Origin of the sequence: Paracoccus sp. M683 (assembly GCF_007096355.1) — a bacterium.
Classification (GTDB): Bacteria; Pseudomonadota; Alphaproteobacteria; order Rhodobacterales; family Rhodobacteraceae; genus Paracoccus.
On the sequence record NZ_VKDF01000003.1, the window covers coordinates 42084 to 65366 of the forward strand.

The 23283-nt window shown below is 63.8% G+C and carries 26 protein-coding genes and 1 tRNA gene; 14 read left to right on the forward strand and 13 right to left on the reverse strand.

Annotated elements, in window-relative coordinates; all coding sequences use genetic code 11:
- Nucleotides 1-15: 15 nt before the first annotated feature.
- Together FNJ84_RS05020 and miaB are read right to left on the reverse strand one after the other, a co-directional pair.
- Nucleotides 16-855, reverse strand: coding sequence for a universal stress protein (locus FNJ84_RS05020; RefSeq protein WP_143791928.1), 840 nt, complete (start codon nt 853-855; stop codon nt 16-18).
- A 220-nt stretch (nt 856-1075) separates the two neighbouring features.
- Nucleotides 1076-2404 carry a tRNA (N6-isopentenyl adenosine(37)-C2)-methylthiotransferase MiaB gene (gene miaB / locus FNJ84_RS05025; protein WP_143791929.1) on the reverse strand — a complete coding sequence of 443 codons (1329 nt, stop codon included), beginning with the start codon at nt 2402-2404 and terminating at the stop codon, nt 1076-1078.
- Nucleotides 2405-2520: 116 nt separating this feature from the next.
- Between miaB and FNJ84_RS05030 the strand changes: the two genes are divergently transcribed.
- On the forward strand, nt 2521-2853 hold the full coding sequence (locus FNJ84_RS05030) for a TfoX/Sxy family DNA transformation protein (RefSeq protein WP_143791930.1): 333 nt from the start codon (nt 2521-2523) through the stop codon (nt 2851-2853).
- Here the strand turns inward: FNJ84_RS05030 and FNJ84_RS05035 are convergent.
- Nucleotides 2850-3137, reverse strand: coding sequence for a GNAT family N-acetyltransferase (locus FNJ84_RS05035; protein WP_143791931.1), 288 nt, complete (start codon nt 3135-3137; stop codon nt 2850-2852). The genes FNJ84_RS05030 and FNJ84_RS05035 overlap by 4 nt on opposite strands.
- Nucleotides 3137-3769 (reverse strand): CDGSH iron-sulfur domain-containing protein, encoded by a 633-nt coding sequence (locus FNJ84_RS05040; protein ID WP_143791932.1) that lies wholly within the window; start codon nt 3767-3769, stop codon nt 3137-3139. The genes FNJ84_RS05035 and FNJ84_RS05040 overlap by 1 nt, the downstream gene beginning before the upstream one ends.
- A 182-nt stretch (nt 3770-3951) precedes the next feature.
- Here FNJ84_RS05040 and FNJ84_RS05045 point away from each other — a divergent pair, with 182 nt between their 5' ends.
- From FNJ84_RS05045 to FNJ84_RS05060, 4 genes are read left to right on the forward strand one after another with little or no spacing between them, the layout of a single operon-like run.
- Nucleotides 3952-5535: a cytochrome ubiquinol oxidase subunit I gene (locus FNJ84_RS05045; protein WP_143791933.1), complete on the forward strand. Its 1584-nt coding sequence runs from the start codon at nt 3952-3954 to the stop codon at nt 5533-5535.
- Nucleotides 5536-5539: 4 nt separating this feature from the next.
- Nucleotides 5540-6706 (forward strand): cytochrome d ubiquinol oxidase subunit II, encoded by a 1167-nt coding sequence (gene cydB / locus FNJ84_RS05050; protein WP_143791934.1) that lies wholly within the window; start codon nt 5540-5542, stop codon nt 6704-6706.
- A 15-nt stretch (nt 6707-6721) separates the two neighbouring features.
- Nucleotides 6722-6859: a cytochrome bd-I oxidase subunit CydX gene (gene cydX, locus FNJ84_RS05055; RefSeq protein ID WP_143791935.1), complete on the forward strand. Its 138-nt coding sequence runs from the start codon at nt 6722-6724 to the stop codon at nt 6857-6859.
- Nucleotides 6860-6898: 39 nt separating this feature from the next.
- Entirely contained in the window at nt 6899-7999 is a 1101-nt protein-coding gene (locus tag FNJ84_RS05060; RefSeq protein WP_143791936.1) for a pyridoxal phosphate-dependent aminotransferase, read from the forward strand.
- A gap of 76 nt (nt 8000-8075) precedes the next feature.
- Here FNJ84_RS05060 and FNJ84_RS05065 read toward each other — a convergent pair whose 3' ends face one another.
- Nucleotides 8076-11126, reverse strand: coding sequence for a valine--tRNA ligase (locus FNJ84_RS05065; protein WP_143791937.1), 3051 nt, complete (start codon nt 11124-11126; stop codon nt 8076-8078).
- 229 nt (nt 11127-11355) lie between these two features.
- On the opposite strand from FNJ84_RS05065, the gene FNJ84_RS05070 reads away from it, so the two are divergent.
- From FNJ84_RS05070 to FNJ84_RS05085, 4 genes are all read left to right on the forward strand, one after another.
- On the forward strand, nt 11356-12360 hold the full coding sequence (locus tag FNJ84_RS05070) for a DctP family TRAP transporter solute-binding subunit (RefSeq protein WP_143791938.1): 1005 nt from the start codon (nt 11356-11358) through the stop codon (nt 12358-12360).
- Nucleotides 12361-12435: 75 nt separating this feature from the next.
- Nucleotides 12436-13116 (forward strand): TRAP transporter small permease, encoded by a 681-nt coding sequence (locus FNJ84_RS05075; RefSeq protein WP_143791939.1) that lies wholly within the window; start codon nt 12436-12438, stop codon nt 13114-13116.
- Nucleotides 13117-13120: 4 nt separating this feature from the next.
- The gene (locus FNJ84_RS05080) at nt 13121-14509 is read left to right on the forward strand and encodes a TRAP transporter large permease (RefSeq protein ID WP_143791940.1); all 1389 of its coding nucleotides are present in this window, start codon (nt 13121-13123) and stop codon (nt 14507-14509) included.
- Nucleotides 14510-14697: 188 nt separating this feature from the next.
- Nucleotides 14698-15189, forward strand: a complete 492-nt coding sequence (locus tag FNJ84_RS05085) for a DUF2087 domain-containing protein (RefSeq protein ID WP_143791941.1) — start codon at nt 14698-14700, stop codon at nt 15187-15189.
- A 3-nt stretch (nt 15190-15192) separates the two neighbouring features.
- Here the strand turns inward: FNJ84_RS05085 and FNJ84_RS05090 are convergent, their stop codons facing one another.
- From FNJ84_RS05090 to FNJ84_RS05115, 6 genes are read right to left on the reverse strand one after another with little or no spacing between them, the layout of a single operon-like run.
- A complete protein-coding gene (locus FNJ84_RS05090) occupies nt 15193-15498 on the reverse strand; it encodes a hypothetical protein (RefSeq protein ID WP_143791942.1) in 306 nt (101 codons plus the stop codon).
- A complete protein-coding gene (locus FNJ84_RS05095; protein WP_143791943.1) occupies nt 15498-16373 on the reverse strand; it encodes an alpha/beta fold hydrolase in 876 nt (291 codons plus the stop codon). The genes FNJ84_RS05090 and FNJ84_RS05095 overlap by 1 nt, the downstream gene beginning before the upstream one ends.
- A complete protein-coding gene (locus FNJ84_RS05100) occupies nt 16370-16852 on the reverse strand; it encodes a VOC family protein (RefSeq protein ID WP_143791944.1) in 483 nt (160 codons plus the stop codon). Before FNJ84_RS05100 ends, FNJ84_RS05095 begins: the two co-directional genes overlap by 4 nt.
- Nucleotides 16849-17532, reverse strand: a complete 684-nt coding sequence (locus FNJ84_RS05105; protein ID WP_143791945.1) for a glutathione S-transferase family protein — start codon at nt 17530-17532, stop codon at nt 16849-16851. The genes FNJ84_RS05100 and FNJ84_RS05105 overlap by 4 nt, the downstream gene beginning before the upstream one ends.
- Nucleotides 17532-18323, reverse strand: a complete 792-nt coding sequence (locus FNJ84_RS05110) for a VOC family protein (RefSeq protein ID WP_143792221.1) — start codon at nt 18321-18323, stop codon at nt 17532-17534. Before FNJ84_RS05110 ends, FNJ84_RS05105 begins: the two co-directional genes overlap by 1 nt.
- Nucleotides 18324-18350: 27 nt before the next feature.
- Nucleotides 18351-19073 (reverse strand): DUF1428 domain-containing protein, encoded by a 723-nt coding sequence (locus tag FNJ84_RS05115; RefSeq protein WP_143791946.1) that lies wholly within the window; start codon nt 19071-19073, stop codon nt 18351-18353.
- Nucleotides 19074-19162: 89 nt separating this feature from the next.
- On the opposite strand from FNJ84_RS05115, the gene FNJ84_RS05120 reads away from it, so the two are divergent.
- A complete protein-coding gene (locus FNJ84_RS05120; RefSeq protein ID WP_143791947.1) occupies nt 19163-19822 on the forward strand; it encodes a helix-turn-helix domain-containing protein in 660 nt (219 codons plus the stop codon).
- A 3-nt stretch (nt 19823-19825) separates the two neighbouring features.
- Here FNJ84_RS05120 and FNJ84_RS05125 read toward each other — a convergent pair whose 3' ends face one another.
- Nucleotides 19826-20290 carry an Lrp/AsnC family transcriptional regulator gene (locus FNJ84_RS05125; RefSeq protein ID WP_143791948.1) on the reverse strand — a complete coding sequence of 155 codons (465 nt, stop codon included), beginning with the start codon at nt 20288-20290 and terminating at the stop codon, nt 19826-19828.
- Between the two features lie 127 nt (nt 20291-20417).
- On the opposite strand from FNJ84_RS05125, the gene hppD reads away from it, so the two are divergent.
- From hppD to FNJ84_RS05145, 4 genes are all read left to right on the forward strand, one after another.
- Complete coding sequence (gene hppD / locus FNJ84_RS05130) at nt 20418-21530, forward strand: 4-hydroxyphenylpyruvate dioxygenase (RefSeq protein WP_143791949.1); 1113 nt, start codon at nt 20418-20420, stop codon at nt 21528-21530.
- A 63-nt stretch (nt 21531-21593) separates the two neighbouring features.
- Nucleotides 21594-21953: a Rieske 2Fe-2S domain-containing protein gene (locus FNJ84_RS05135; RefSeq protein WP_143791950.1), complete on the forward strand. Its 360-nt coding sequence runs from the start codon at nt 21594-21596 to the stop codon at nt 21951-21953.
- A 139-nt stretch (nt 21954-22092) separates the two neighbouring features.
- Nucleotides 22093-22866 carry an SDR family oxidoreductase gene (locus FNJ84_RS05140; RefSeq protein WP_143791951.1) on the forward strand — a complete coding sequence of 258 codons (774 nt, stop codon included), beginning with the start codon at nt 22093-22095 and terminating at the stop codon, nt 22864-22866.
- Nucleotides 22863-23186: a putative quinol monooxygenase gene (locus FNJ84_RS05145; protein WP_185968424.1), complete on the forward strand. Its 324-nt coding sequence runs from the start codon at nt 22863-22865 to the stop codon at nt 23184-23186. Before FNJ84_RS05140 ends, FNJ84_RS05145 begins: the two co-directional genes overlap by 4 nt.
- Here the strand turns inward: FNJ84_RS05145 and FNJ84_RS05150 are convergent.
- Nucleotides 23165-23239, reverse strand: a tRNA-Thr gene (locus tag FNJ84_RS05150). The two genes, FNJ84_RS05145 and FNJ84_RS05150, sit on opposite strands and share 22 nt — an antisense overlap.
- Nucleotides 23240-23283: the final 44 nt, after the last annotated feature.

Genomic DNA, 23283 nt, shown 5'->3' on the forward strand with positions numbered 1-23283 from the left:
GACGCGGCCCGATGGTCAGCGTGCCATGAAGACCGGCAGCTTTGATTTTTCCAGCATGTTGCGGGTGGCGCCGCCCAGAATCGCCTGTCGGAACCGCGAATGGCCGTAAGCCCCCATGACGATCAGGTTGGCGTCGATGTCGATGGCGCGGCGGTTGATCTCGTCGCTGATCGTGGGCGCGGTGCGGGCGATCACGGCGACCTCGGCCTTGACGCCGTGGCGGGTCAGCATGGTGGCCAGGGCAGAGCCGGGATCAGAACCCTCGACGCCCGCGCGGCCGGGGTCGATGATGGCGATCTCGACGCTGTCGGCGGCACGCAGCAGTGGCAGGGCGCGGCGCACCGCCGTCATCGCCTCGCTGGACTGGTTCCAGGCGATCAGCACCCGCCTGAAGCCGGTATCTGCAAGGCCGGCGTCGGGGATGACCAGCACCGGGCATCCGCCCTCGAACATCGCGGCCTCGATCACTGTTTCGCCGCTGCCCGAGGCTTTTTCGCCATAGGGTTGGGACAGCACCGTCAGATCGGCATAGCGGGTGCGCATGCCGACAAGGCCGGTCACGCCGCCAAGCTGGGCCACGGCGGCCTCGCTGTGCCAGCGCAGATCGGTCGCGGTCGCCAGCCTTTCGGCTACGGCGTCGCGCAGGCTTGCTGCATCGTTCTCGGCCGCTTCCAGTCCTTCGTTATAGACATAGGGGGCACCGCCGGGGAAATAGTAGCCCGGCTGGCTGACGTCGATTCCCAGGCACAGGATATCCAGATGACCATCCTGCTGCCGGGTCACCAGCCGCGCGGCATCAAGCTGCGCAGCCTGGCGCTGGTCGGAAAGAATGGTCAGGATGTTCTTATAGGCCATGTCAGCCTCCTCTGGCTGTAGAGGGTCGCGCGGTGACTGGCCCATCGGGGCATGGCGTGGCCCTGCGCATAGAAAACCACGATTCGGGTCCGCGCAAAAGTGATTTGCATCACGGGCTTGGCCCGATGCCGGGCAGGATCACCAGCAATTGCGGGCAGCAGGCCCGCCATGCGATGGCTTGTCACAGCCGTGACGGCACGTGCCAGCCAGACCCTGCCGCCTAGGCCGCCAATTCCCCGCGCAGCGAGTTGGGCGCGCTTTCGACGATGCGGACCCGGACCAGATCACCCACCCGAGCCTTGGGCGCATCGACAAAGACGGAATGCAGATAGTCCGACTTGCCCACCATCTGCCCGGCCTCGCGCCCGGCCTTCTCGAACAGCACGCCGAGCGTGCGCCCGACCATGCCCAGTTGCGCGGCCTTCTGCTGACGGCTCAGCAGGGCCTGCAATTCCTGCAAGCGGGCATCGGCCGTGGCGCTGTCCACCTCGGCGCGATCGAAGGCCGGAGTGCCGGGGCGGGGCGAGTATTTGAAGCTGAAGGCGGTGCCGAAATTCACCTGCTCGACCAGGCGCAGCGTGTCCTGATGATCCTGATCGGTCTCGCCGGGGAAGCCCACGATGAAATCGCTGGTCAGCATGATGTCGGGGCGGGCGGCGCGGATGCGGTCGATCAGGCGCAGATACTGATCGGCCGTATGCTTGCGGTTCATCGCCTTCAGGATGCGGTCACTGCCCGATTGCACGGGAAGGTGCAGATAGGGCATCAGCTGCGGCACATCGCGATGCGCCTCGATCAGATCATCGGCCATGTCATTGGGGTGGCTGGTGGTATAGCGGATGCGGTCCAGCCCCTCGATTTCGCCAATGGCGCGGATCAGCCGGCCAAAGCCCCATTCGCGGGCGTCCGGGCCAAGCCCGTGCCAGCCATTCACGTTCTGGCCCAGCAGGGTGATTTCACGCACGCCGCGCGCCACCAGATCGCGGGCCTCGCGCAGAATGCGGTCGACGGGGCGGCTGACCTCGGCCCCGCGGGTATAGGGGACGACGCAGAAGGCGCAGAACTTGTCGCAGCCTTCCTGCACGGTCAGGAAGGCGGCGGGCGCGCGGCGGGTGGCGCGGCGTTCGGGCAGATGCTCGAACTTGTCCTCTTCGGGGAAGTCGGTGACGATATTCGGGGCCTCGCCGCGCACCATGGCGGGCAGGCGGTGATAGGCCTGCGGGCCGACGACCAGATCGACCAGCGGCATGCGCCGGGTGATTTCCTCGCCCTCGGCCTGGGCCACGCAGCCCGCGACGCCGATCTTCAGGTCGGGCTTTTCGGCCTTGAGCGGTTTCAGCCGGCCAAGGTCGCTGTACAGCTTTTCGGCGGCTTTCTCGCGGATATGGCAGGTGTTCAGCAGCACCATGTCGGCGTCGGCCTGATCCTCGGTCAGGACATAGCCTTCGGCGCCCATGGCTTCGGCCATGCGCTGACTGTCATAGACGTTCATCTGGCAGCCATAGGTCTTGATGAACAGCTTCTTGGGCGCTGCGGTCTGGTCGGTCATGGGCATTGTCCTTGGGATTGCCGCGCTGATACAGGAAAGCAGCAGATTTGGAAAGCCGGGGGCGTTGCCCCCGGACCCCCAGGATATTTGGATCAAAGCGAGGCCGGAACGGGCGGATGGTGAGCGATCTGACAGAGATGCAAAGCATCGGCCCGGCCACGGCGGCGGCGCTGATCGCGGCGGGCGTGCCGGATGCGGCGACCTTGCGGGCGATCGGGGCCCATGAGGCCTATCGCGCCTTGCTGGTTGCAGGCGGGCGGCCGCATTTCATCTGGTATTACGTCCTGCATATGAGCTTGCAGGGCCGGCCCTGGAATGACTGCCGGGGCGAGGAAAAGGCGGCGCTGCGACTGCGGTTCGATGCATTGGTGGCCGAGGTCCGGGGCAGGCCGCTGTCAGGGATCGAGGCGGCGCTGGACGAGATCGGCCTGCCGGCGCCGCGCGGCTAGCCCCGAAGGTCGGCCCATTCGGGATGGCGCTGGAACTGCGCGTTCACGAAAGGGCAGAGCGGGATGATCCTGACCCCTTCCGTCCGCGCATCCGCGATCAGCGCATTGACCAATGCGCGGCCCACGCCGCGCCCGGCCAGTGCTTCGGGCACGCCGGTATGGTCGGCGATCAGTCCTGCCGTGCCCGCCTTGCTGTAGGTCAGTTCCGCCTCGATCCCGTCGATGGTCACGACATAGCGGCCGCGGGTCTCGCCGTCTTCACGGGTGATTTTGATCTCGTTCATCAATCGGCCTCGAATCCTGCTTCCTTGTGGCTGCCATCGCAGAATGGCTTGTTTTTTGAATGGCCGCAGCGGCACAGGAAGAATTTCGTCCCCGTGGTGATGCGGCGGCCGCTGCCGGCGATGATTTCCAGATTTCCCTTGACCAGGTTGGGGCCGTTTTTCGTCGGCTTGACCTCGATCGGGCCATCGCGGACATCCAGCACCGGCGGATCCTCTTGCGAGGGAATGTCGGCCGTGGCGCGAAATTCGGCGGCAAGATGGCTGTTGTCGCAGAAGGGCTTGTTCTGCGACAGGCCGCAGCGGCACAACAGCGCGCGTTTGCGCGGATCCTGGCCCGCGATGTGGATGTCGCCGCGCAACTCGTTCGGGCCATCCTCCCAGGGGCGCAGCGTGTTGACGTGCGGCATCTGTTCCTCAAGCCCGCCATCCTTCCTGCGATAGGTCAGCGCCCCGGATGGGCAGGCGTCGATCACGCGGGCGATTTCCTCGGCCTGCGCCTGATCGGGAAAGATCCAGCCGCCCTTGGTGCCGGGGCGAAACACCTGGGGCAGGCCCAGAACGCAGCGGCGGGCATGGATGCATTTCCCGCTGTCATATTCCACAATGATCGTGTCGGATTCGGGTGGCGGCATGGCTGGCTCCGGGGGAAGGGGGGGCTGGCTGATCCGGAGGATGCCTGTTCAGCCGCGCGTGTCAACCGGCTGCGGCCGGCTGCGGCCCTTTCGCAGGGCGCGACCACTTGCCACGCGATCTACCCATTGGGAAGTGGCGCGGTTCGCGCTAAGCTTGTCGTTGAATATCAAGGAGCCCGCTGATGGAGATAGGTGTCGTCGAGCTGTCGCGCCTGCAATTCGCGCTGACCGCCATGTTCCACTTTCTGTTCGTGCCGCTGACCATCGGCCTGTCGGTTCTGGTTGCCATCATGGAGACGGTCTATGTCATGACCAACCGTCCCATCTGGCGGCAGATGACCAAATTCTGGGGGATGCTGTTCGGCATCAACTTCGCCATCGGCGTCGCAACCGGGATCACGATGGAATTCCAGTTCGGGATGAACTGGTCCTATTACAGCCATTATGTCGGCGACATCTTCGGAGCCCCTCTGGCGCTGGAGGGGCTGATGGCCTTCTTCATGGAGGCAACATTCGTCGGATTGTGGTTCTTTGGCTGGGAAAAACTGTCGAAACCGGCGCATCTGCTGGTCGGCTGGCTGGTCGCCATCGGTACCAATTTCTCGGCGCTGTGGATCCTGATCGCGAATGGCTGGATGCAGAACCCGGTGGGCGCCGCCTTCAATCCGATGACCATGCGGATGGAGCTGACCAACTTCTTTGACGTGGTGTTCAACAGCGTGGCACAGGCGAAATTCGTCCATACGGTCAGCGCGGGCTATGTCGCCGGCTCGATGTTCGTCCTTGGCGTGTCGGCCTGGTATCTGCTGCGCGGCCGGCATGTGGAACTGGCGCGCAGGTCGATCGCCGTGGCGGCCAGTTTCGGCCTGGCCGCGTCGCTATCGGTCGTCGTTCTGGGCGACGAATCGGGTTATGACACCGGCCTGAACCAGAAGATGAAGCTGGCCGCCATCGAAGCCATGTGGGAAACCGAACCGGCGCCCGCATCCTTCACGCTGTTCGGCATTCCTGACAAGGAAGCGCGGGAAACGAAATACGCGATCCACATCCCTTACGTCATGGGCATCATCGGCACACGTTCGCTGACCGAGGTGATCCCCGGAATCGAGGATCTGGAATCCGAGGCGCGCGCGCGGGTGCGATCCGGCCTGATTGCCTATGAGACGCTGCTGACGATTCGCCAGGACCGCGAGGCGACCCAGCCCGAGGTGATCCAGCGCTTCGAGCAGCATTCCGAAAATCTGGGCTATGCCTTCCTGCTGCTGCGCTATGTCGAGAACCCGCTGGACGCCACCGATGAACAGATCGCGCAGGCGGCAGAGGATACCATTCCGCCTGTCTGGCCGCTGTTCTTCGCCTTCCGCATCATGGTCGGCATCGGCATGCTGATGATCGCGACGACTGCGTTCTTCTTTGTCTTTTCGTCCTTCCGGGGTGCGCGCTATCCGCGCTGGTCGCTGCGGCTGGCAGTCTGGATGATTCCCCTGCCGTGGATCGCCATCGAAGCCGGCTGGATCGTGGCCGAGGTCGGACGCCAGCCATGGACGGTCGATGGCTTGTTGCCCACCGCGATGTCGGTCAGCAACCTGTCGATCACCGAGGTTCTGCTGACGCTGACCGGATTTACCGTCTTCTACTCGATCCTGTTCATCGTCGAAATGGGGCTGATGCTGAAATACATCCGCAAGGGCCCGCATGAAGACGTCGAGATGACCCAGGACTGGATGCGCGCCCATCGCGCCCGCCTGACCATGCCCGCGGAGTAAAGCCATGATCCTGCACGAATTTTTCAGCTATGAATTTCTGCGCGTTCTGTGGTGGCTGTTGATCGGTATCTTGCTGATCGCCTTTGCGCTGACCGACGGGTTCGACATGGGGGTGGGGGCGCTGCTGCCTTTCGTCGCCCGGACCGACATGGAGCGGCGCGTGGTCATCAACACGGTCGGCCCGGTCTGGGAAGGAAATCAGGTCTGGTTCATTCTGGGGGGCGGGGCGATATTTGCCGCCTGGCCACCGCTTTACGCGATCAGTTTCTCGGGCTTCTATCTGGCGATGTTCATTATCCTGTCGGCGCTGATCGCCCGGCCGGTCGCCTTCAAGTATCGCAGCAAGCGCGACGATGCGCGCTGGCGTGCGACCTGGGACCTGGCGCTGTTCATCAGTGGCGCAGTGCCGCCGCTGCTGTTCGGGATCGCCGTTGGCAATGTGCTGCTGGGCGTGCCCTTCCACCTGACCGAAGACCTTCACGCGGTCTATGATGCGGGGGCATTCGGCAAGCTGTTCGGCCTGCTGCGGCCCTTCGCACTGCTGTGCGGTGTGGTCTCGCTGGCCATGCTGGTCATGCACGGCGCCGGCTGGCTGGTGCTGAAGACCGAAGGCGTCGTGCAGGCGCGGGCGCGGGATTATGGGGCCAAGGCGGCGGCGGTGGCGATTGCGGGCTATGCGTTGGCAGGCCTATGGATGGCCATCGGCGTTACCGGCTTCCGCTTCGTGACCGAGCCGCCCCATGACGGGCCATCGAACCCGCTGGTTTCCGCCGTGGTGCAGGACGGATCGTGGCTGACCGCCTATCTGGACCGGCCCTGGATCATCATCGCGCCGATCATGGGCTTTGTCGGTGCCGGCATGGCGATGCGGGCGCTGCGCAGCAGTCGCAATGACCTGTCGCCGCTGATGTGGTCGCAGATGGCCATCGTGGGGATGATCTCGTCCGTGGGGCTGGTGATGTTCCCCTTCATTCTGCCCTCGAATACCAGCCCGGACAGCTCGCTGACGGTCTGGGACGCCTCGTCCTCGCATCTGACGCTGTTCGTGATGATGGTTGCCTCGGCAATCTTCCTTCCGCTGATCATGCTTTACACGGCCTGGGTCTATCGCGTCCTCTGGGGCAAGGTGACCGAGGACGGGGTCAAGGATCCCGACAACCACGCCTATTGAGGAAAGGACCAACAGATGTGGTATTTCGCCTGGCTTCTGGGCCTTCCGCTTGCGGCGCTGTTCGCCGTGGTCAATGCCATGTGGCTGGAGTTGCAGGCCGACCGGAAAATGATGGAGGAACCCAGCCCGCCGCGCTCCCGAGATGAGCTATAGGCTCTTGCCAGCGGGCGCGTTTCGTCCTTCTGTCGGGCCATGAAAACGCCCCGCTTTGCCCCGATCCCCGCCGGCCTTCCGGCCACCGTCCCCTTCATCGGCCCCGAGACGCTGGAACGCCAGCGCGGCGCGCCCTTCGCCGCGCGCCTTGGGGCCAATGAAAACGGCTTCGGCCCGTCGCCACGCGCGGTTCAGGCCATGGCCGCCGCCGCCTCGGAGATCTGGAAATACGGCGACAGCACCAATCACGATCTGATCGCGGCGCTGTCCGCGCATCTGGACCTGCCCGCGGATCATATCACGGTGGGCGAGGGGATCGACGGGCTTCTGGGCCTTGCCGTGCGGCTGATGGTGACACGGGGCGACGCGGTCGTGACCTCGGACGGTGCTTACCCGACCTTCAACTATCACGTCGCGGGCTTTGGGGGCGTGCTGCACAAGGTGCCGTATCGCGATGACGCCGAAGACCCCTCAGCCCTTACCGCCAAGGCCCGACAGGTCGGCGCCAGGCTGGTCTATCTCGCCAATCCCGACAATCCGATGGGCAGTTGGCAGGAGGGCGCAATGATTCAGGCGATGCTGGACGAGTTGCCCGCCGATTGCCTGCTGCTGCTGGACGAGGCCTATGTCGAATTCGCCCCCGCCAGCGCCGTTCCGCAGATTGCCGCCGATGACCCCCGCGTCATCCGGTTTCGCACCTTTTCCAAGGCTTACGGCATGGCAGGCGCTCGCATCGCCTATGCTTTCGGCAACCCGAACCTGATCGGCGGCTTCAACCGCATCCGCAACCATTTCGGGGTGAACCTGCTGGCACAGGCCGGCGCCTTGGCCGCGCTGCAAGACCGCGACTGGCTGGACCAGACCCGCACCAAGGTCGCCGCCGCCCGCGACCGCATTGCCCGGATCGCGCAGCAAAACGGCATGACGGCGCTCTGCTCTGCCACCAATTTCGTCGCCGTCGACACCGGCCGCGATGGCGCCTTTGCCCGCGCAATGGTTGCCGCGCTGGCTGCCGAAGGCGTCTTCATCCGCATGCCCGGTGTTCCGCCGCTTGACCGCTGTATCCGCATCTCCTGCGGGCCTGACGCCCAGCTGGATATTCTGGCCGAGGTCCTGCCAAAGGTTCTGGCGCGGCTTTGATGGCGCCGGTCGATGGGTATTTGAACGAGAAAGAAACCAGCTTCTCGCTTGTCCAAATACCCCCGCCAGAGGCGGCCTACATTGCCGCCAGCTGATCCAGCGCCGATTTCAACCGGGCAATATCTTCATCCAGTGCCGCCAGCTTCTCGCGCGTTTCCTCGATCACCTCGGCCTCGGCATTCTCGACGAATTTCGGATTGCCAAGCCGCTTGCGCAAACCATCGGCATCCTTGGCCGCCTTCTGCGCAGCCTTGTCGAGCCGCGCCGATTCCGCCGCCGCGTCGATGACATCGCCGATGGGCAGGGCAAAGGACGCGCCCTGCGCCGCGACCGCGATCATGCCCTTGGAAATGGTTCCGTGCTGCGGGGCGTTCACGCGGGCCAGACGCTCGATCAGGGGGGCGTTGGCGGCAAGGCCGGCGCGGGCCGGGGCATCGGCCTCGGTCACGATCAGGTCCAGCTTTGCGCCAGCGGGCACGCCCATCTGAGCGCGGGCCGAGCGGATGCTTTCGATGAGCTGGATCACCCAGTTCATCTGCCGGTCGGCATCGGCGTCGATCAGTTCCGTGCCATAGGTCGGCCAGTCGCCGTGGACCAGCATCTTGGAACGCTCGCCCGTCAGCGCCCAAAGCTCTTCGGTCAGGAAGGGCATGATCGGGTGCAGAAGCAGATAGCATTGATCCAGAACCCAACCCATCGTGGCGCGGGTTTCTTCGGCATATTCGCCGTCAAGCAGCGGCTTGGCAAATTCGACATACCAGTCGCAGACCTTGCCCCAGACAAAGGCATAAAGCCCCGTTGCCGCGTCGTTGAAGCGATAGGTGTCAAGCGCCTCGTCGGTGGATTGGCGGATGCGGGCGACCTCTCCGATGATCCAGCGATTGACGGTATGGCTTGGGTCGGGGCGCACGCCGCCGCCGCGGACGCCGTTCATCTGGGCAAAGCGGGTGGCGTTCCAGATTTTCGTGACGAAGTTGCGATAGCCCTCGACATGGCGCGGGCCAAGCTTGGGGTCGCGGCCCATGGCGGCCATGCTGGTCAGCGTCATGCGCAGCGCGTCGGCGCCGAATTCGTCGATCAGCAGCAGCGGGTCGATGACGTTGCCTTTCGACTTCGACATCTTCGCGCCCTTTTCGTCGCGCACAAGACCGTGGACATAGACCGTGTGGAAGGGGATGTCCTTGACCACCTCTTGCTGCATCATCATCATCCGGGCGACCCAGAAGAAGATGATGTCAAAGCCCGTGACCAGCACATCGGTCGGGAAATATTTCTGCATTTCCGGGGTGTTGTCGGGCCAGCCGAGCGTGCCGATGGGCCAGAGGCCAGAGGAGAACCAGGTATCCAGCACGTCCGGGTCGCGCCAGACGGGATAGACCAACCGGGTCGGGTCCTGGCTGAGGTTATAGTCGGCAAGCCCCTGGGCGAAAGCGTCGATGGCCTCGGCGCGGTTGGCCACCTCGATCACGCGGGCGATTTCCAGAGGCTGGGGCAGGGCGGCGATGCTGTCGCGGAAGGGCTCGATCACGCCGGCGAAATTCGGGGCGGCGTGGTGGATTTCGTCGCGATGGACCAGGCCTTCCTCCAGCAGGGCAAAGATTTCGACCTCGTCCAGCGCGCCGTCGTGATCGTCATCGACCAGGCCTTCCAGCGACAGATCGAGGCCATACCAGACCGGGATCTGATGGCCCCACCACAGTTGGCGGCTGATGGTCCAGGGCTCGATATTTTCCAGCCAGTTGAAATAGACCTTCTTGTGCTGCTCGGGCAGGATCTGGGTGCGGCCGTCGCGCACGGCGTCCAGCGCGGGGCCGACGATGCGCGCCGTGTCGACGAACCACTGGTCGGTCAGCATCGGCTCGATCACCACATTGCTGCGGTCGCCGAAGGGCTGCATGATCGGCTTGGCCTCGACCACCGGGTTGCCTTCGGCATCGGTGACGGCAAGACCTTCTTCGGTGATCTCGGACACGACCTGCTTGCGGGCGTCAAAGCGGTCCAGCCCGCGCAGATGTTCGGGGACGAGGTTCACGTTCGACACGTCGCCCACATCTTCGCCTTGCGCCGCGCGGGTGGCGGTGGCGGCGGCCTCGGCATAGGGCAGGCCATCGACGCGCATCGCGCCCTTGCTGTCCAGCAGCGCATAAAGCGGGATGTTGTTGCGGATCGCCACGCCGTAATCGTTGAAATCATGCGCGCCGGTGATTTTAACCGCGCCCGAGCCGAAGGTGGGATCGGGGTATTCATCGGTGATGATCGGGATCAGGCGGCGGTGTTCCTTGGGCCCTACCGGGATTTCGACCAGCTTGCCGACGATGGGGGCATAGCGCGCATCCGAGGGATGCACCGCGACCGCGCCATCGCCCAGCATGGTTTCGGGGCGCGTCGTGGCGATGCTGATATAGTCGCGGGTCTCGCGCAGGGTTACATTTCCGTCGGCGTCGCGCTCGACATATTCATAGGTCTCGCCGCCGGCCAGCGGGTATTTGAAATGCCACATATGGCCGGGGGTTTCGCGGTTCTCGACTTCGAGATCGGAAATCGCGGTCTCGAAATGCGGGTCCCAGTTCACCAGCCGCTTGCCGCGATAGATGATGCCCTTGTTGTAAAGGTCGACGAAAACCCGGATCACCGCGTCGTGGAAATTGCCTTCCTCGCCCGCAGGGGCGCCGGGCGCGCCGGACATGGTAAAGGCGTTGCGTGACCAGTCGCAACTGGCCCCGAGGCGCTTCAACTGGCTGATGATCGTGTCGCCGGATTCCTGCTTCCAGGCCCAGATCTTTTCGACAAAGGCCTCGCGCCCGATCTCGCGGCGGTTCGGTTCCTGACGCTCGGCCATGCGGCGCTCGACGACCATCTGGGTGGCGATGCCCGCGTGGTCCTGACCCGGCTGCCACAGCGTGTCAAAGCCGCGCATCCGGTGCCAGCGGACCAGAATGTCCTGAAGCGTGTTGTTGAAGGCGTGCCCGATATGCAGCGAACCCGTTACGTTGGGCGGAGGAATCATCACCGTGAAGGTTTCCTTGCGCGAGGCATTGGCCCCGGCGGCGAAGGCATTGGTCTGTTCCCATTCGGCGGCAATGCGCGCCTCGGCGGTGGCGGCGTCAAAGCTTTTGTCCATGCTCATGGTTCTGATCCCGTCTCGTGCTGCATCTGGACTTAGCGAAGCCTGGCGGAAAGGCCAAGAGACAGTGCGCGTCGCAGCAGCCGGTTTGGCCTTCCTCGGGGCGGTTGCGCGGATGCGCGGGCCCGTTGGGCAAAAAGATGTTGCCTTGTGTCAATCATCTGCCGAAAGTGATCTGCACCGAAGCCGGTCGCGCATGAGCCGGCAAAAAGACCTGTTGGGAGGAAACACGATGAAAGCACTTATGACCGCCGCCTGCGGTTTCGCAGTCATGGCGACGGGCGCTCTGGCTGATCCGGCGAAATGCGATGATGGCGAAACCGTCGTCAAGTTCAGCCATGTGACCAATTCGGACAAGCATCCCAAGGGCATTGCCGCGCAGCTGTTCGCGACCCGCGTGAACGCCGAGATGGATGGCAAGATGTGCGTCGAGGTCTATCCGAACTCGACCCTTTACGACGACGATGCCCTGCTGGAGGCGATGTTGCAGGGCGATGTCCAGATGGGCGCGCCCAGCCTGTCGAAGTTTGAGACCTTTACCAAGGTTTTCCAGATCTATGACCTGCCGTTCATGTTCAAGAACATCGCGGCGGTGGATGAATTCCAGGCATCCGAAGCCGGTGCCGCGATGAAGGCCAGCATGGAGCGGCGCGGCATCATGGGGCTGGAATTCTGGCATAACGGCATGAAGCAGCTGTCCGCCAACAAGCCGTTGATGCTGCCCGCCGATGCCAAGGGTCTGAAATTCCGCGTCCAGCCCAGTGACGTGATCATCGCCCAGTTCGAGGCGCTTGGTGCCTCGGCGCAGCCCATGGCCTTTGCCGAGGTTTACGGCGCGTTGCAGACCGGCGTTGTGGACGGGCAGGAAAATGCCTGGTCCAATATCTATGGCCAGAAATTCTATGAGGTGCAGGACGGCTCGACCGAGACCAATCACGGCGTTCTGGACTATCTGGTCGTGGCCTCGGTCGACTGGCTGGACAGTCTTGATCCGGCGGTCAAGGACCAGATGCTGACCATCCTGAACGAGGTCACGACCGAGCGGAATGGCGCGGTGAACGATGTCGACAGCGAGGCGCGTCAGGCCATTCTGGATGCCGGCGGCAAGATCGTCGAACTGGACGACACGCAGCGCCAGGCCTGGGTCGACGCGATGCGTCCGGTCTGGGACCAGTTCGCCGAAGGCGTGGGCCAGGATAACATCGACGCCGCGCAGGCGATCAACGAAAAGCACTGAACCAGGCCATTGGCCCCGCCCCGCAGGTGATGCGGGACGGGGCCGTTTCCCGCGCAAGTCGGGGGATGAGGGACCATGAGCCATCGCTACGAACCGAAGGGCCCGGTCGGCCACTTCGTCCATCGTCTTGAAGAGAACGTCATCGCGATCCTTCTGGGGGTGATGACGATTCTGACCTTTGTGAACGTCATCCTGCGCTACGTCTTTCAATCCTCGCTGATCTGGGGGTTGGAACTGACGCTGGCGCTGTTTGCCTGGCTGGTGCTGCTGGGCGTCAGCCATGCGGTCAAGATCAATGCCCATCTGGGTGTCGATGCGATCATCAACCTGCTGCCGCCGGCGGCGCGCAAGGTGCTGGCGCTGATTGCCGGCGCGCTGTGCATCTTTTATGCGGCACTGCTGATGAAGGGGGCCTGGGACTACTGGGCACCGTTCGCGGGGCTGAAGCAGACGGGCGGACGCTGGTTCCCCACCGGTTTCATCGAGACACGCGACCGCGCCTTTTACGTGACCGAACAGATCCCGATGCCGGGCTTCCTGTCCTGGATGGGCAATGTGTTCAACGAGGGCGAGCCCTACGAAAAGCTGCCCCGGATGATCCCCTATCTGGCGCTGCCGCTTGGTGTGGCGCTGCTGCTGTTTCGCCTGTTGCAGGCAGTCTGGATGATCTGGACCGGCCAGCGCGAAAGCCTGATCGTCAGCCACGAAGCCGAGGACGCCGTCGAGGATGTCCGCCACATGAACCGCGAGGGCTGATCCTATGGACGTCGTTCTGCTTTTCGTCCTGATCGTCGGGCTGATGCTGCTGGGCGTGCCCATTGCCATCTCTCTGGGTCTGGCCTCGACGCTGTTTCTGCTGTGGTTTTCAGATACCTCGTTGGCCTCGATCGCACAGACGCTGTATAACGCGATGGAGGGGCATGCGACGCTGCTGGCCATCCCGTTCTTCATCCTGGCATCCAGTTTCATGTCGACCGGCGGCGTGGCACAGCGGATCATCCGCTTTTCCATCGCCTGCGTCGGGCATCTGCCGGGCGGGCTGGCGATTGCCGGCGTGTTCGCCTGCATGATGTTCGCCGCGCTTTCTGGCAGTTCGCCCGCGACTGTCGTGGCCATCGGGTCCATCGTGATCGCGGCAATGCGGCAGGTGGGCTATTCCAAGGATTTCGCCGCCGGTGTCATCTGCAACGCGGGCACGCTTGGCATCCTGATCCCGCCCTCGATCGTCATGGTCGTCTATGCCAGCGCCACCGATGTCTCGGTCGGGCGGATGTTCCTTGCCGGCGTGATCCCCGGCCTGCTGGCGGGGTTCATGCTGATGGCCGCGATCCTGATCATCGCCATCTGGAAGAACATGCCGCGCGGCCAGTGGCAGGGCTGGGGCGAGATCTGGGCCAGCTTCCGCGAGGCGTTCTGGGGCCTGATGCTGATCGTCATCATCATGGTCGGGCTTTACGGCATTCCGGGCGTGACCAAGGCGATCTTCACCCCGACCGAGGCCGCCGCGGTCGCCTCGGTCTGGGCCTTTATCGTGGCGATCTTCATCTATCGCGACATGGGGCCGCTGAAGGATGGCGACCGGCGCATCCCGCTGTGGCAGAAGCCGCAGGCGCTGATCACCGGGTTTTTCCATCCCGGCACCCGCGACACGCTGCTGGAAGCGGGCAAGCTGACCATCACGCTGATGTTCATCATCGCCAATGCGCTGATCCTGAAACATGTGCTGACGGACGAACAGATTCCCCAGCATATCGCCGGCGCCATGCTGGATGCGGGTTTCGGCAAGATCATGTTCCTTGTCATCGTGAACGTCATCCTGCTGATCGGCGGGCAGTTCATGGAGCCCTCGGGCCTGATCCTGATCGTCGCCCCGCTGGTCTTTCCGATTGCCATCGAATTGGGCGTGGACCCGATCCATCTGGGCATCATCATGGTCGTGAACATGGAGATCGGGATGATCACGCCTCCGGTCGGGTTGAACCTGTTCGTGACCTCGGGCGTGGCGGGCATGTCGATGATGCGGGTGGTCAAGGCGGCGCTGCCCTTCCTGGTGGTGCTGTTCATCTTCCTGATCATGGTGACCTATATCCCCTGGCTGTCGACCTGGCTGCCGACGCTGATGATGGGGCCGGAAACCATCGTTCGTTAGGGGTTCTTGCGCAAACGGCCGTGGCGGCGCTATTCTTCCGCCACGGTCCGCAGTTCACCGAGGCGTCGCCGGCCATCTGGCCAAGCTGAACCTGCCAGACAAAGTGTTGTGCCGCATCTTTCCCGCGCGCCGACAAGGGCGACCATCGGCACCCGTTTTCGGGCCTGCGCGGCTGAAAGGATGCCGCCATGTCGCGTGATCTGAACGCGCTTTATATCCATGATCTGTCCGGTTTCGCCCGCGCCTTGCGGTCGGATCTTGCGGGGCAGGGAACCAGCCCGCCCGGCCATCAGGCGATGCTGGGCCTGATCGCCCGCGCGGCCGGTTTTCGCAATTATCAGCAGTTGCGGGCGGATGCGCCCCAGCCCGTCATCTCGAAACCCGTTGCGCGTGCCTTGCGCTATTTCGACGGGCAGGGGCGTCTGGTCAGCTGGCCCGCCGGCACCATGACGCAAGGCCTGTGCCTGTGGCGGTTCTGGGCCGGGCTGTCGCCGGGGCGCGACTATGCCGAGCGTGACCTGAACGCGGCGTTGAAGGACTGGCATCTGTTTGGCGATCATGTGCTGTTGCGCCGCTCGCTGATCGACCACCGGCTGATGGCGCGGGCAAGGGATGGCAGCTGGTATCGCCGGATCGAGCAGGCCCCGCCGCCCGACGCCCTGGCGATGATCCGGGGCTGAGGGTCAGCCGGGCCGCCGGAACAGCCGCACCGGCGGTTTCGGCGCGCGCGCGATCACGCCCTTGGCCTCAAGGTCAAGCTGCACGCATTTCAGCCACCAGCCGGCCTTGTCGCCGCCGGGAAACAGCCCCTGATCCAGATGCGGCAGCAGCGCGGCCTTGGCATCTGCCACAGCCAATCCTGGCGGCGCATCGGGCAGAACCGCCAGCAGGGCCTGCCGCATGGCGAAATATTTGGCTGCGTCCACACGGGTCTTGTGGCCGGGGCTGGTGATGTTCTCGACCTCGATCCTGTCGGGCTGGCTGGTCATTAGGGGGCCTCGGGGCTGGTGGTCGCGATACGGTGCAGGATCATGCCGGGCAGGGCCGGATGCTGCATTATGCGGTTATGGGTGGTGTCGGGCAGGATCGCCAGCCAGCTGCCAGGAATAGTGGCGGCCAGATGCAGGGCGTGATCGCGGCGGATGAAATCCGTATCGCCCTGCACGATCAGCACGGGTGCCGCAATGGCGGCCAGCTGGTCGTCGCGCCAGCCCCAATCGCCGCCGATAAAGGCGCTCATCTTGGCAAACATCTGATCCGCTGCCGCGACCCCGCCGGGGTTCAGATCGGCCACGTCCTGCCGCATCTGCGCAAATTCCTGCGTCGAGGGCATCAGCGCGGCCATCGGCGGCGACAGCTGGAACGAAGGATCGCGGTTCATCCGCGCGAATTCCGGCAGAAAGCCGCCAAGGTTCTGGCTGGCCGAGATCGCGGTCAGGCTGGCCACCCGCCGGGGCGCGTTGACGGCAAGTTCCAGTCCCAGCATCCCGCCCGCCGAGAATCCGACGACATGCGCCCGCTGAACCCCCAGAGCATCCAGAACGCCCAGAGTATCGGCGCGCATCGTCGCCAGCGTGATCGGCTGATCGTTGATGGGTGTGTGGCCGTGACCCTGCTGTTCAACCCCGATCACCACATGGTCGGCCGCCAGCGCGGGCAGCATTTGGCCAAAGGTCGAATCAAGATGCATCGCCCCGCCATGCAGCAGCAGGATCGGGATGCGATCCGGCGACAGCTGGCCCTGGACGCGATACCAGACCTCGTGACCCTCGATGGTGACGGTTTCGGCCAGGCTTGCGGCAGGCATGGTCAGGACGCCAGGGGTCAGCAAAGCGGCGGGGTTCATGCCGGATGCGCCGCTCATCCCGCGTTCTCGAAGGCTGTGCGCATCGTGGCGATGTCCAGCCGGGTCATCGTGTACATGGCCTGCCGGGCACGCTCGGATGCCTCGGGATCGTCCGAGAAGGTCATGTCCATGACCGCGCGCGGGGTGATCTGCCAGCTGAGGCCCCATGGATCGACCAGCCAGCCGCATTGACTTTCCTGCCCGCCATTCGCGATCAGGGCGTCCCACAGCCGGTCGGTTTCCGCCTGATCCTCGGTCAGGACGGAAATCGAGGCGGCGGGCGACAGGGTGAAATGCGGTCCGCCATTCAGGATCATGTAGGGCACGCCGCCCAGATGGAAATTTACCACCAGCGCGCGCACGTCGCCGCCCCTGAAGCCGTGGCTGTCCTGAATCGCGCTGCCCGGAATGAGGCTGGTGTAGAAGGTGGCGGCCGCCTCGCCATCCTTTTCCATCCAAAGGCAGGTGCGGATCGGGCTGGTCAAGGGGGTGGTCATGCCGGCACCGGCGGGTTCCGGGCCTCATCGGCCGCCGACCAATGCGCCATATGCGCGGCAAGGGCGCGCTGGAACGCGGGGCGTCCCGTTGCACGGGCCAGATAGGCTTTGAGGTCGGGGAAATCGGCCAGCGCGCCCTCGGCGTCGATCACGCGCAGCGTATCGGCCATCAGGATATCGGCGGCGCTGAAATCATCCAGCAGCCAGTCGCGGCCGGCCATTGCCTGTTGCAGCGCGGCAAGGCGCATGTCCACATATTTGCGGGCATTCGCAATCTGGTCGGCGCCGGGCGCAGGGCCGAACCAGTCTGGCATCCGGTCCTGCAACAGCAGTTGCATCCACATCCCCGAGGCGGCCTCGACCGTGTTCAGTGCCGAGATCGCCCATTGCGTCACCTCGGACCGTCGAGCCGGGGGCAGAAGCGCGGTTCCCTCGGCCAGATGCAGCACGATGGCGCCGCTTTCGAACAGGGTCAGGCCGTCATCCTTCAGCGCGGGCACCTGCTGATAGGGTTGCATTGCGCGATGGGCATCGGATTTCTGCATCGCGGGAACGGTCTCGATCCGGTAGGGGGTGCCGGTTTCCTCGGCCGCCCACCGGGCGCGGATGTCACGGACAAAGCCGCGCGCGAAATCGGGCACCCAGTCAAAGGTGACGATGGTGACGGGATTGCGGGCCATCAGCTTTCCTCCTTTGGGCCGACCACGGCGAACCAGGCGCCTTGCGGGTCCTGGGCGATGGCGATGAAGGCGCCGCCGGGCACCTCATGCGGGCCGTGATGAACCGTGCCACCCGCGGCGGTGATCCGGGCGATGGCGGCATCGACGCCATTGGCGCCGAAATAGGGAAGCCAGCAGGGCAGGGGCGCATTGCCCAGCCCCATCATCCCGCCAATATCGGCGCCTTTATGCGAGAACAGCTGATAGGTGCCCATTTCGCCCATATCGACGGCGGTGGATTTCTGCCAGCCGAAGATACCGGAATAGAAGGCAAAGCCTGCCTCTGGGTCGGTTGACATCAACTCGTTCCAGTTACCGTGGCCGGCCTTTTTCTGGTCGAAGGCACCGGTTTCTGCGGCCTTGGCGACCTGTTCGGGCGTCATCTGCGACATATCCGGTTGCAGGATGCCAAAGCGCGCGCCCTGCGGGTCGCCCACGATGGCATAGCGCCCGGTACCGGGAATATCCGCCGGGCCGACGAAATCCTTGCCGCCAGCCTTCAGGATCATCTGCACCGCCGCATCGCAATCATCGACCGCGAAATAGATCAGCCAATGCGGCGGCACGTCGCTGTCGGCATTGGCCATGCCCGCCACCATGTCGCCATCCGACAGCGCCAGCAGATATTCAAAGCCCGGCACGCCGGCATCGCGGCCCGTCCAGCCCAGCACCCTGCCATAGAACGTGGCCGCCGCAGGCGTATTGCCCGAGGTCAATTCGTACCAGCAGGGGTTTCCGTGAAATTGTCCCATCATGTCCTCCTTCAGGGGAAAGGGATTTCAGGCGTCCTTGGAATCGAAGATCGTCTCGAATCCGCCCCACATCATCCGCTTGCCGTCAAAGGGCATCTCGGGGAATTCCTGGCCCTCCATGTCGGCCTCCATCGACTTGGCGGCGGCATCACAGGTGGCGCGGTCGGGCCAGGCGATCCAGCTGAAGATCGGGGCCTCGCCCTCCTCGGCCAGCGTCGCGCGATAGAAATCGGTCTTTTTGCCATGAGGCACATCCACGCCCCAGCCCTCGACCGTGCCAAGCGCGCCATAGCCTTCGAACATCGACCAGGCATCGCCGGCCATTTTGGCATAGGCGGCCTTGTTCTTTTCAGGCGCCGCCAGCGCAAAGCCCTGATAATAGGGCGCGCCACTGGGTTGCCCGGCTTCCCAGACCGGCTGGAACCCGCCAAAGATCATCCGGCTGCCGTCAAAGGGCATATCGCCCATCGCGGCCATTGCGGGATCGTTCCGCATCTGTTCCCAACCCGCATCGGCGGTCGCCTTGTCCGGCCATTCCGTCCAGGAAAACACGACGGTTTCGTCATCCTTCGCCTCGACCGCGCCCAACAGGTCATTGACCTTGCCACTTGGGACGTCGACGCCCCAGGTCTCGATCATCCGGGTGGCGCCATATTTTCCGATCAGCCCCCAGGCCTCTTTCAGGTGATTGATATATTTCTGTTTATTCGCGGTCGGAACGGCGGCGATCATGCCGAAATAATAGCTCATCTGAACCTCCTGTTGCCGGGCCTGCACGGGCCGGGACGAATCGAAGTATCAATCTTGCGGTATGAAAAAACAACTTTTAGTATGGTAATATGACCAAGAACGGCGAAACACCGCGTATCCGCTATGACGAAGGCTGTTTGGCGGCCCATGCGCTGAATGTGATCGGCGACCGTTGGGCGCTGCTGGTCGCGCGCGAGCTGATGCTGACGCCGAAACGATTCCAGGCGATCCGGGCGGGGCTGCCGGGCATCACGGCGGCCGTGCTGACGCAGCGGTTGGGGCAATTGGCCGAGGCGGGGGTGGTGCAGCATGACGCGGCGCTTGGCATCTATGGGCTGACGGCATCGGGCAAGGCGCTGTATCCGGTGCTGATCGCGCTGTGCCACTGGGGAAACCAGCATCCGGGCCATGATCCGCGCCGGTTTATCAGTCCGACCGCGCTGATGATCTCGATGACGGCCAATGTCGATGCGCAGGCGGCGCAGGGGGCGGATCTGATCGCCGGGTTCCAGTCAGGGCGCGAGGGGTTCGAGATGCGCCTTGCGACCAGCGGCGCGGCCGAGGTGCAGGCGGTGGCCCAGCCAGCAGGCGATTTCCGGCTGCACGGCGATGGCAATGCGCTGGCCTATGCCGTCTATGGCCCGATGCCGCTGACCCATTGGCTTGATCGGGGCACCATCGGCCTGACCGGCGATTTGGACAAGGCGCAGCGTTTCATCGACCTGTTCAGCCTGCGCCGCGACGGCTGACCCTCAGGGCAGCAGCGCCAGCCCTTCCTCTTCCTTCAGGGTTTTCAGCACGATTTCCGATCGCACATGCGCCACCTGCGGATGGGGCAGCAGATGCTGGTGCAGAAATTCCGCAAAATCCTCCAGATCGCGGGCCCGAACATCCAGCACGTAATCGGCATCGCCCGCGACCGAAAAGGCCGCACGGATCTGTGGCTGCCGCTGGATGAACCGGGCGAAACTGTCATCAGTGCCTTGCCCGTGACTTTGCAGGTTCACCCGCGTGATGGCGCGAAAGCCAAAGCCCAGCTTGGCCGCGCTCAGCCGCGCCGCATAGCCCCGGATCAGCCCCGCCTCTTCCAGCGCGGCCCGCCTGCGCGAGCATTGCGAGGGTGACAGGTTCACCACCTCGGCCAACGCGGCATTGGTCATCGAACCGTCGCGCTGCAATGCAGAAAGAATTGCAATGTCAAAGCTGTCTACGCTCATATCGTGCGGATAATCTCATTTTTGTGCGATCTTTGTGCATATTGATCGTCGATCGGGCGCAGAATGCAAGCCTCATGCACGGGATTCATGGCATTTTTGTGGCAAGCCGAAACCAGAGGAGACTGCCATGGGCCCGTTCCCGCATAACGCCCCGAAAGCCACGATCACGGCCGCCAATCCGGCCGGCACTGACGGGTTCGAGTTTGTCGAGTTCGCCCATCCGCAACCCGAGGTGCTGGATACGATCTTCCGCCAGATGGGCTTTACGCCGGTGGCGAAGCACAAGACCAGAAACATCACGCTGTATCGGCAGGGCGACATCAACTATCTGCTGAACGCCGACCCGGACGGGCATGCGGCACAGTTCGTCCGCGATCACGGCCCCTGTGCGCCCGCGATGGCCTGGCGCGTCGTCGACGCCCAGCATGCGCTGAAACGCGCTGTGGAACTGGGCGCCGAGGAATATACCGGCCCCGGCAAATCGCTGAACGTGCCGGCGGTGATCGGCATCGGCGGATCGCTGCTGTATTTCGTCGATACCTATGGCGACAAGGGCAGCTGCTATGATGCCGATTTCGACTGGCTGGCCGAGGCAAATCCCCGCCCCGAAGGTTTCGGCTTCTTCTATCTCGACCACCTGACCCATAACGTCATTCGCGGCAATATGGACACCTGGTACAAGTTCTACCACGACGTGTTCAACTTCCGCGAAATCAAGTTCTTCGACATCAAGGGCAAGCAGACCGGCCTGACCAGCCGCGCCCTGACCAGCCCCGATGGCAAGATCCGCATCCCGATCAACGAAAGCGCGGACGAGAACAGCCAGATCGAGGAATATCTGAAGGAATACAAGGGCGAAGGCATCCAGCATATCGCCATTGCCAGCAATGACATCTATGCAGGCACCGACGCGATTTCGGATGCCGGGATGGAATTCATGCCCGGACCGCCCGCCGTCTATTACGAGATGTCGAAAAAGCGCGTGACCGGCCATGACGAACCGCTGGAGCGGATGAAGAAGCACGGCATCCTGATCGACGGCGAAGGCGTGGTTGGCGGCGGCGAAACCCGCATCCTGTTGCAGATCTTCTCGAAAACGGTGATCGGCCCGATCTTCTTCGAATTCATCCAGCGCAAGGGCGATGACGGCTTTGGCGAGGGCAATTTCCGCGCCCTCTTCGAATCGATCGAGGAAGACCAGATCCGCCGGGGCGTGCTCAAGGCCGAAGCCGCCGAATAACCCGGTCCCGACCAGACCCGCGCCCGGCCTCTGTGCCGGGCGTTTCCCATGCAAGGAACCCAGATGGCCTGGACCGACTACAGCACCGCGCCCGATCCCGGCACGCCCGTGACCCGGCTGGACGATCTGCAAGGCGCAATGACGCTGCTGCTCTCGACCGAAAAGGGCGAATTTCCGCTGCTGCTGGTGCGTGCGGGTGATGCGGTGCATGGTTATGTCAACGCCTGCCCGCATCAATACCTGCCGCTTGATTATCGCGGCCCTCAGATCCTGTCGGCTGATGGTGCACGGCTGATGTGCACCGGTCACGGCGCCCAGTTCGACGCGGCAACCGGCGACCCGATAGAGGGTGCCGATTGCGCTTTGGACCGTGTGCCCCTGACCCTATCGGGCGACATGATCCATATCGGGCACGAAAGCTGAACCGCTCCTCGCTTTGATCCAAATATCCTGCGGGGGTTGGGGGGCTGCAAAAGCCCCCCTGCGACGATGCCCCATTCGCATGGATCGACATTCGCGCCCCGTCATGCTGATCTGGCATTCGTGCATATGGGGGACAGTCATGACCAAAACAGTTCTGATCACAGGCGCAGGCTCGGGCTTTGGCCGGGGTGTGGCACTTGGGCTTGCGCGGGCGGGGCACAAGGTGATCGCCTCGTGCCAGATCTGGCCGCAAGTCACTGACCTGCGGGCCGAGGCCGCGCGCGAGGGGCTGGACCTCAAGGTCATCAAGCTGGACGTGCTGTCCGAGATCGACCGAAATCACGCGCTGGCGCTGGATTTCGACACGCTGTTCAACAATGCGGGGATCATGGAATCCGGTCCGGTCGCGGAACTGCCGCCGGAAATCACCCGCCGCATCTTCGATACCAATGTTTTCGCCGCGCTGGACATGGCACAGGGCGCCGCACGGAAATTCATCCGCGCCGGGGCGGGGCGCATCGTCTGGACATCCTCTGTTGCCGGGCTGGTCAAGGTGCCCTGGGACGGCGCCTATTCCGCCAGCAAATTCGCTGTCGAGGGCTTCTGCCTGGCCCTGCGCGAGGAACTGGCCCCCTATGGCGTCCAGGTCTGCACCATCAATCCCGGCGCCTATCGCACCGGTTTCAACGATACCGGGATGGAGGCGCAGGACCAATGGTGGGCGCAGGGCGAGCGGGTAATGGATCACTGGCCCGTGCGCGAACTGACCCGCCAGGCCGACCCCTCGGAAATGGTCGCCGCGATGATCCGCGTCCTGACCGAGGACAACCCACCCTATCGCACCGTGCTGCCCAAACCGGCCGAGGACATGGCCCGGCGTGAACAGATCGAGGAATGGGACCGCCGGGTATGAGCCTGTATGTCACGGCCCGGTTCCGCGCCCGTGCGGGGCAGGCCGATCAACTGATCCCGCTGCTGGTCGAACTGGCCGATCACAGTCGGACCGAACCCGGTTGTCTGTCCTATGACTATTTCCGCTCGGGCGACCGATTTACCTCATTCGAGCATTGGGCAACGCCTCAGGCCGAAACGGGCCATAACCAGACCGCTTATCTGGACGCGATTCTGACCCGGATTCTGCCCCTGCTGGACGGACGCCCCGAGGTGACGCGCTGGTCGCGCCTTTCACAAGATGATGATCGTGGAAGGACTGGTGCTGTGAGAGAGGATTGAACTCTCGACCTCTCCCTTACCAAGGGAGTGCTCTACCACTGAGCTACCACAGCATCGGTGAGCGGCGTTTAGACAAAGCCGCGTCAGGGCGCAAGGG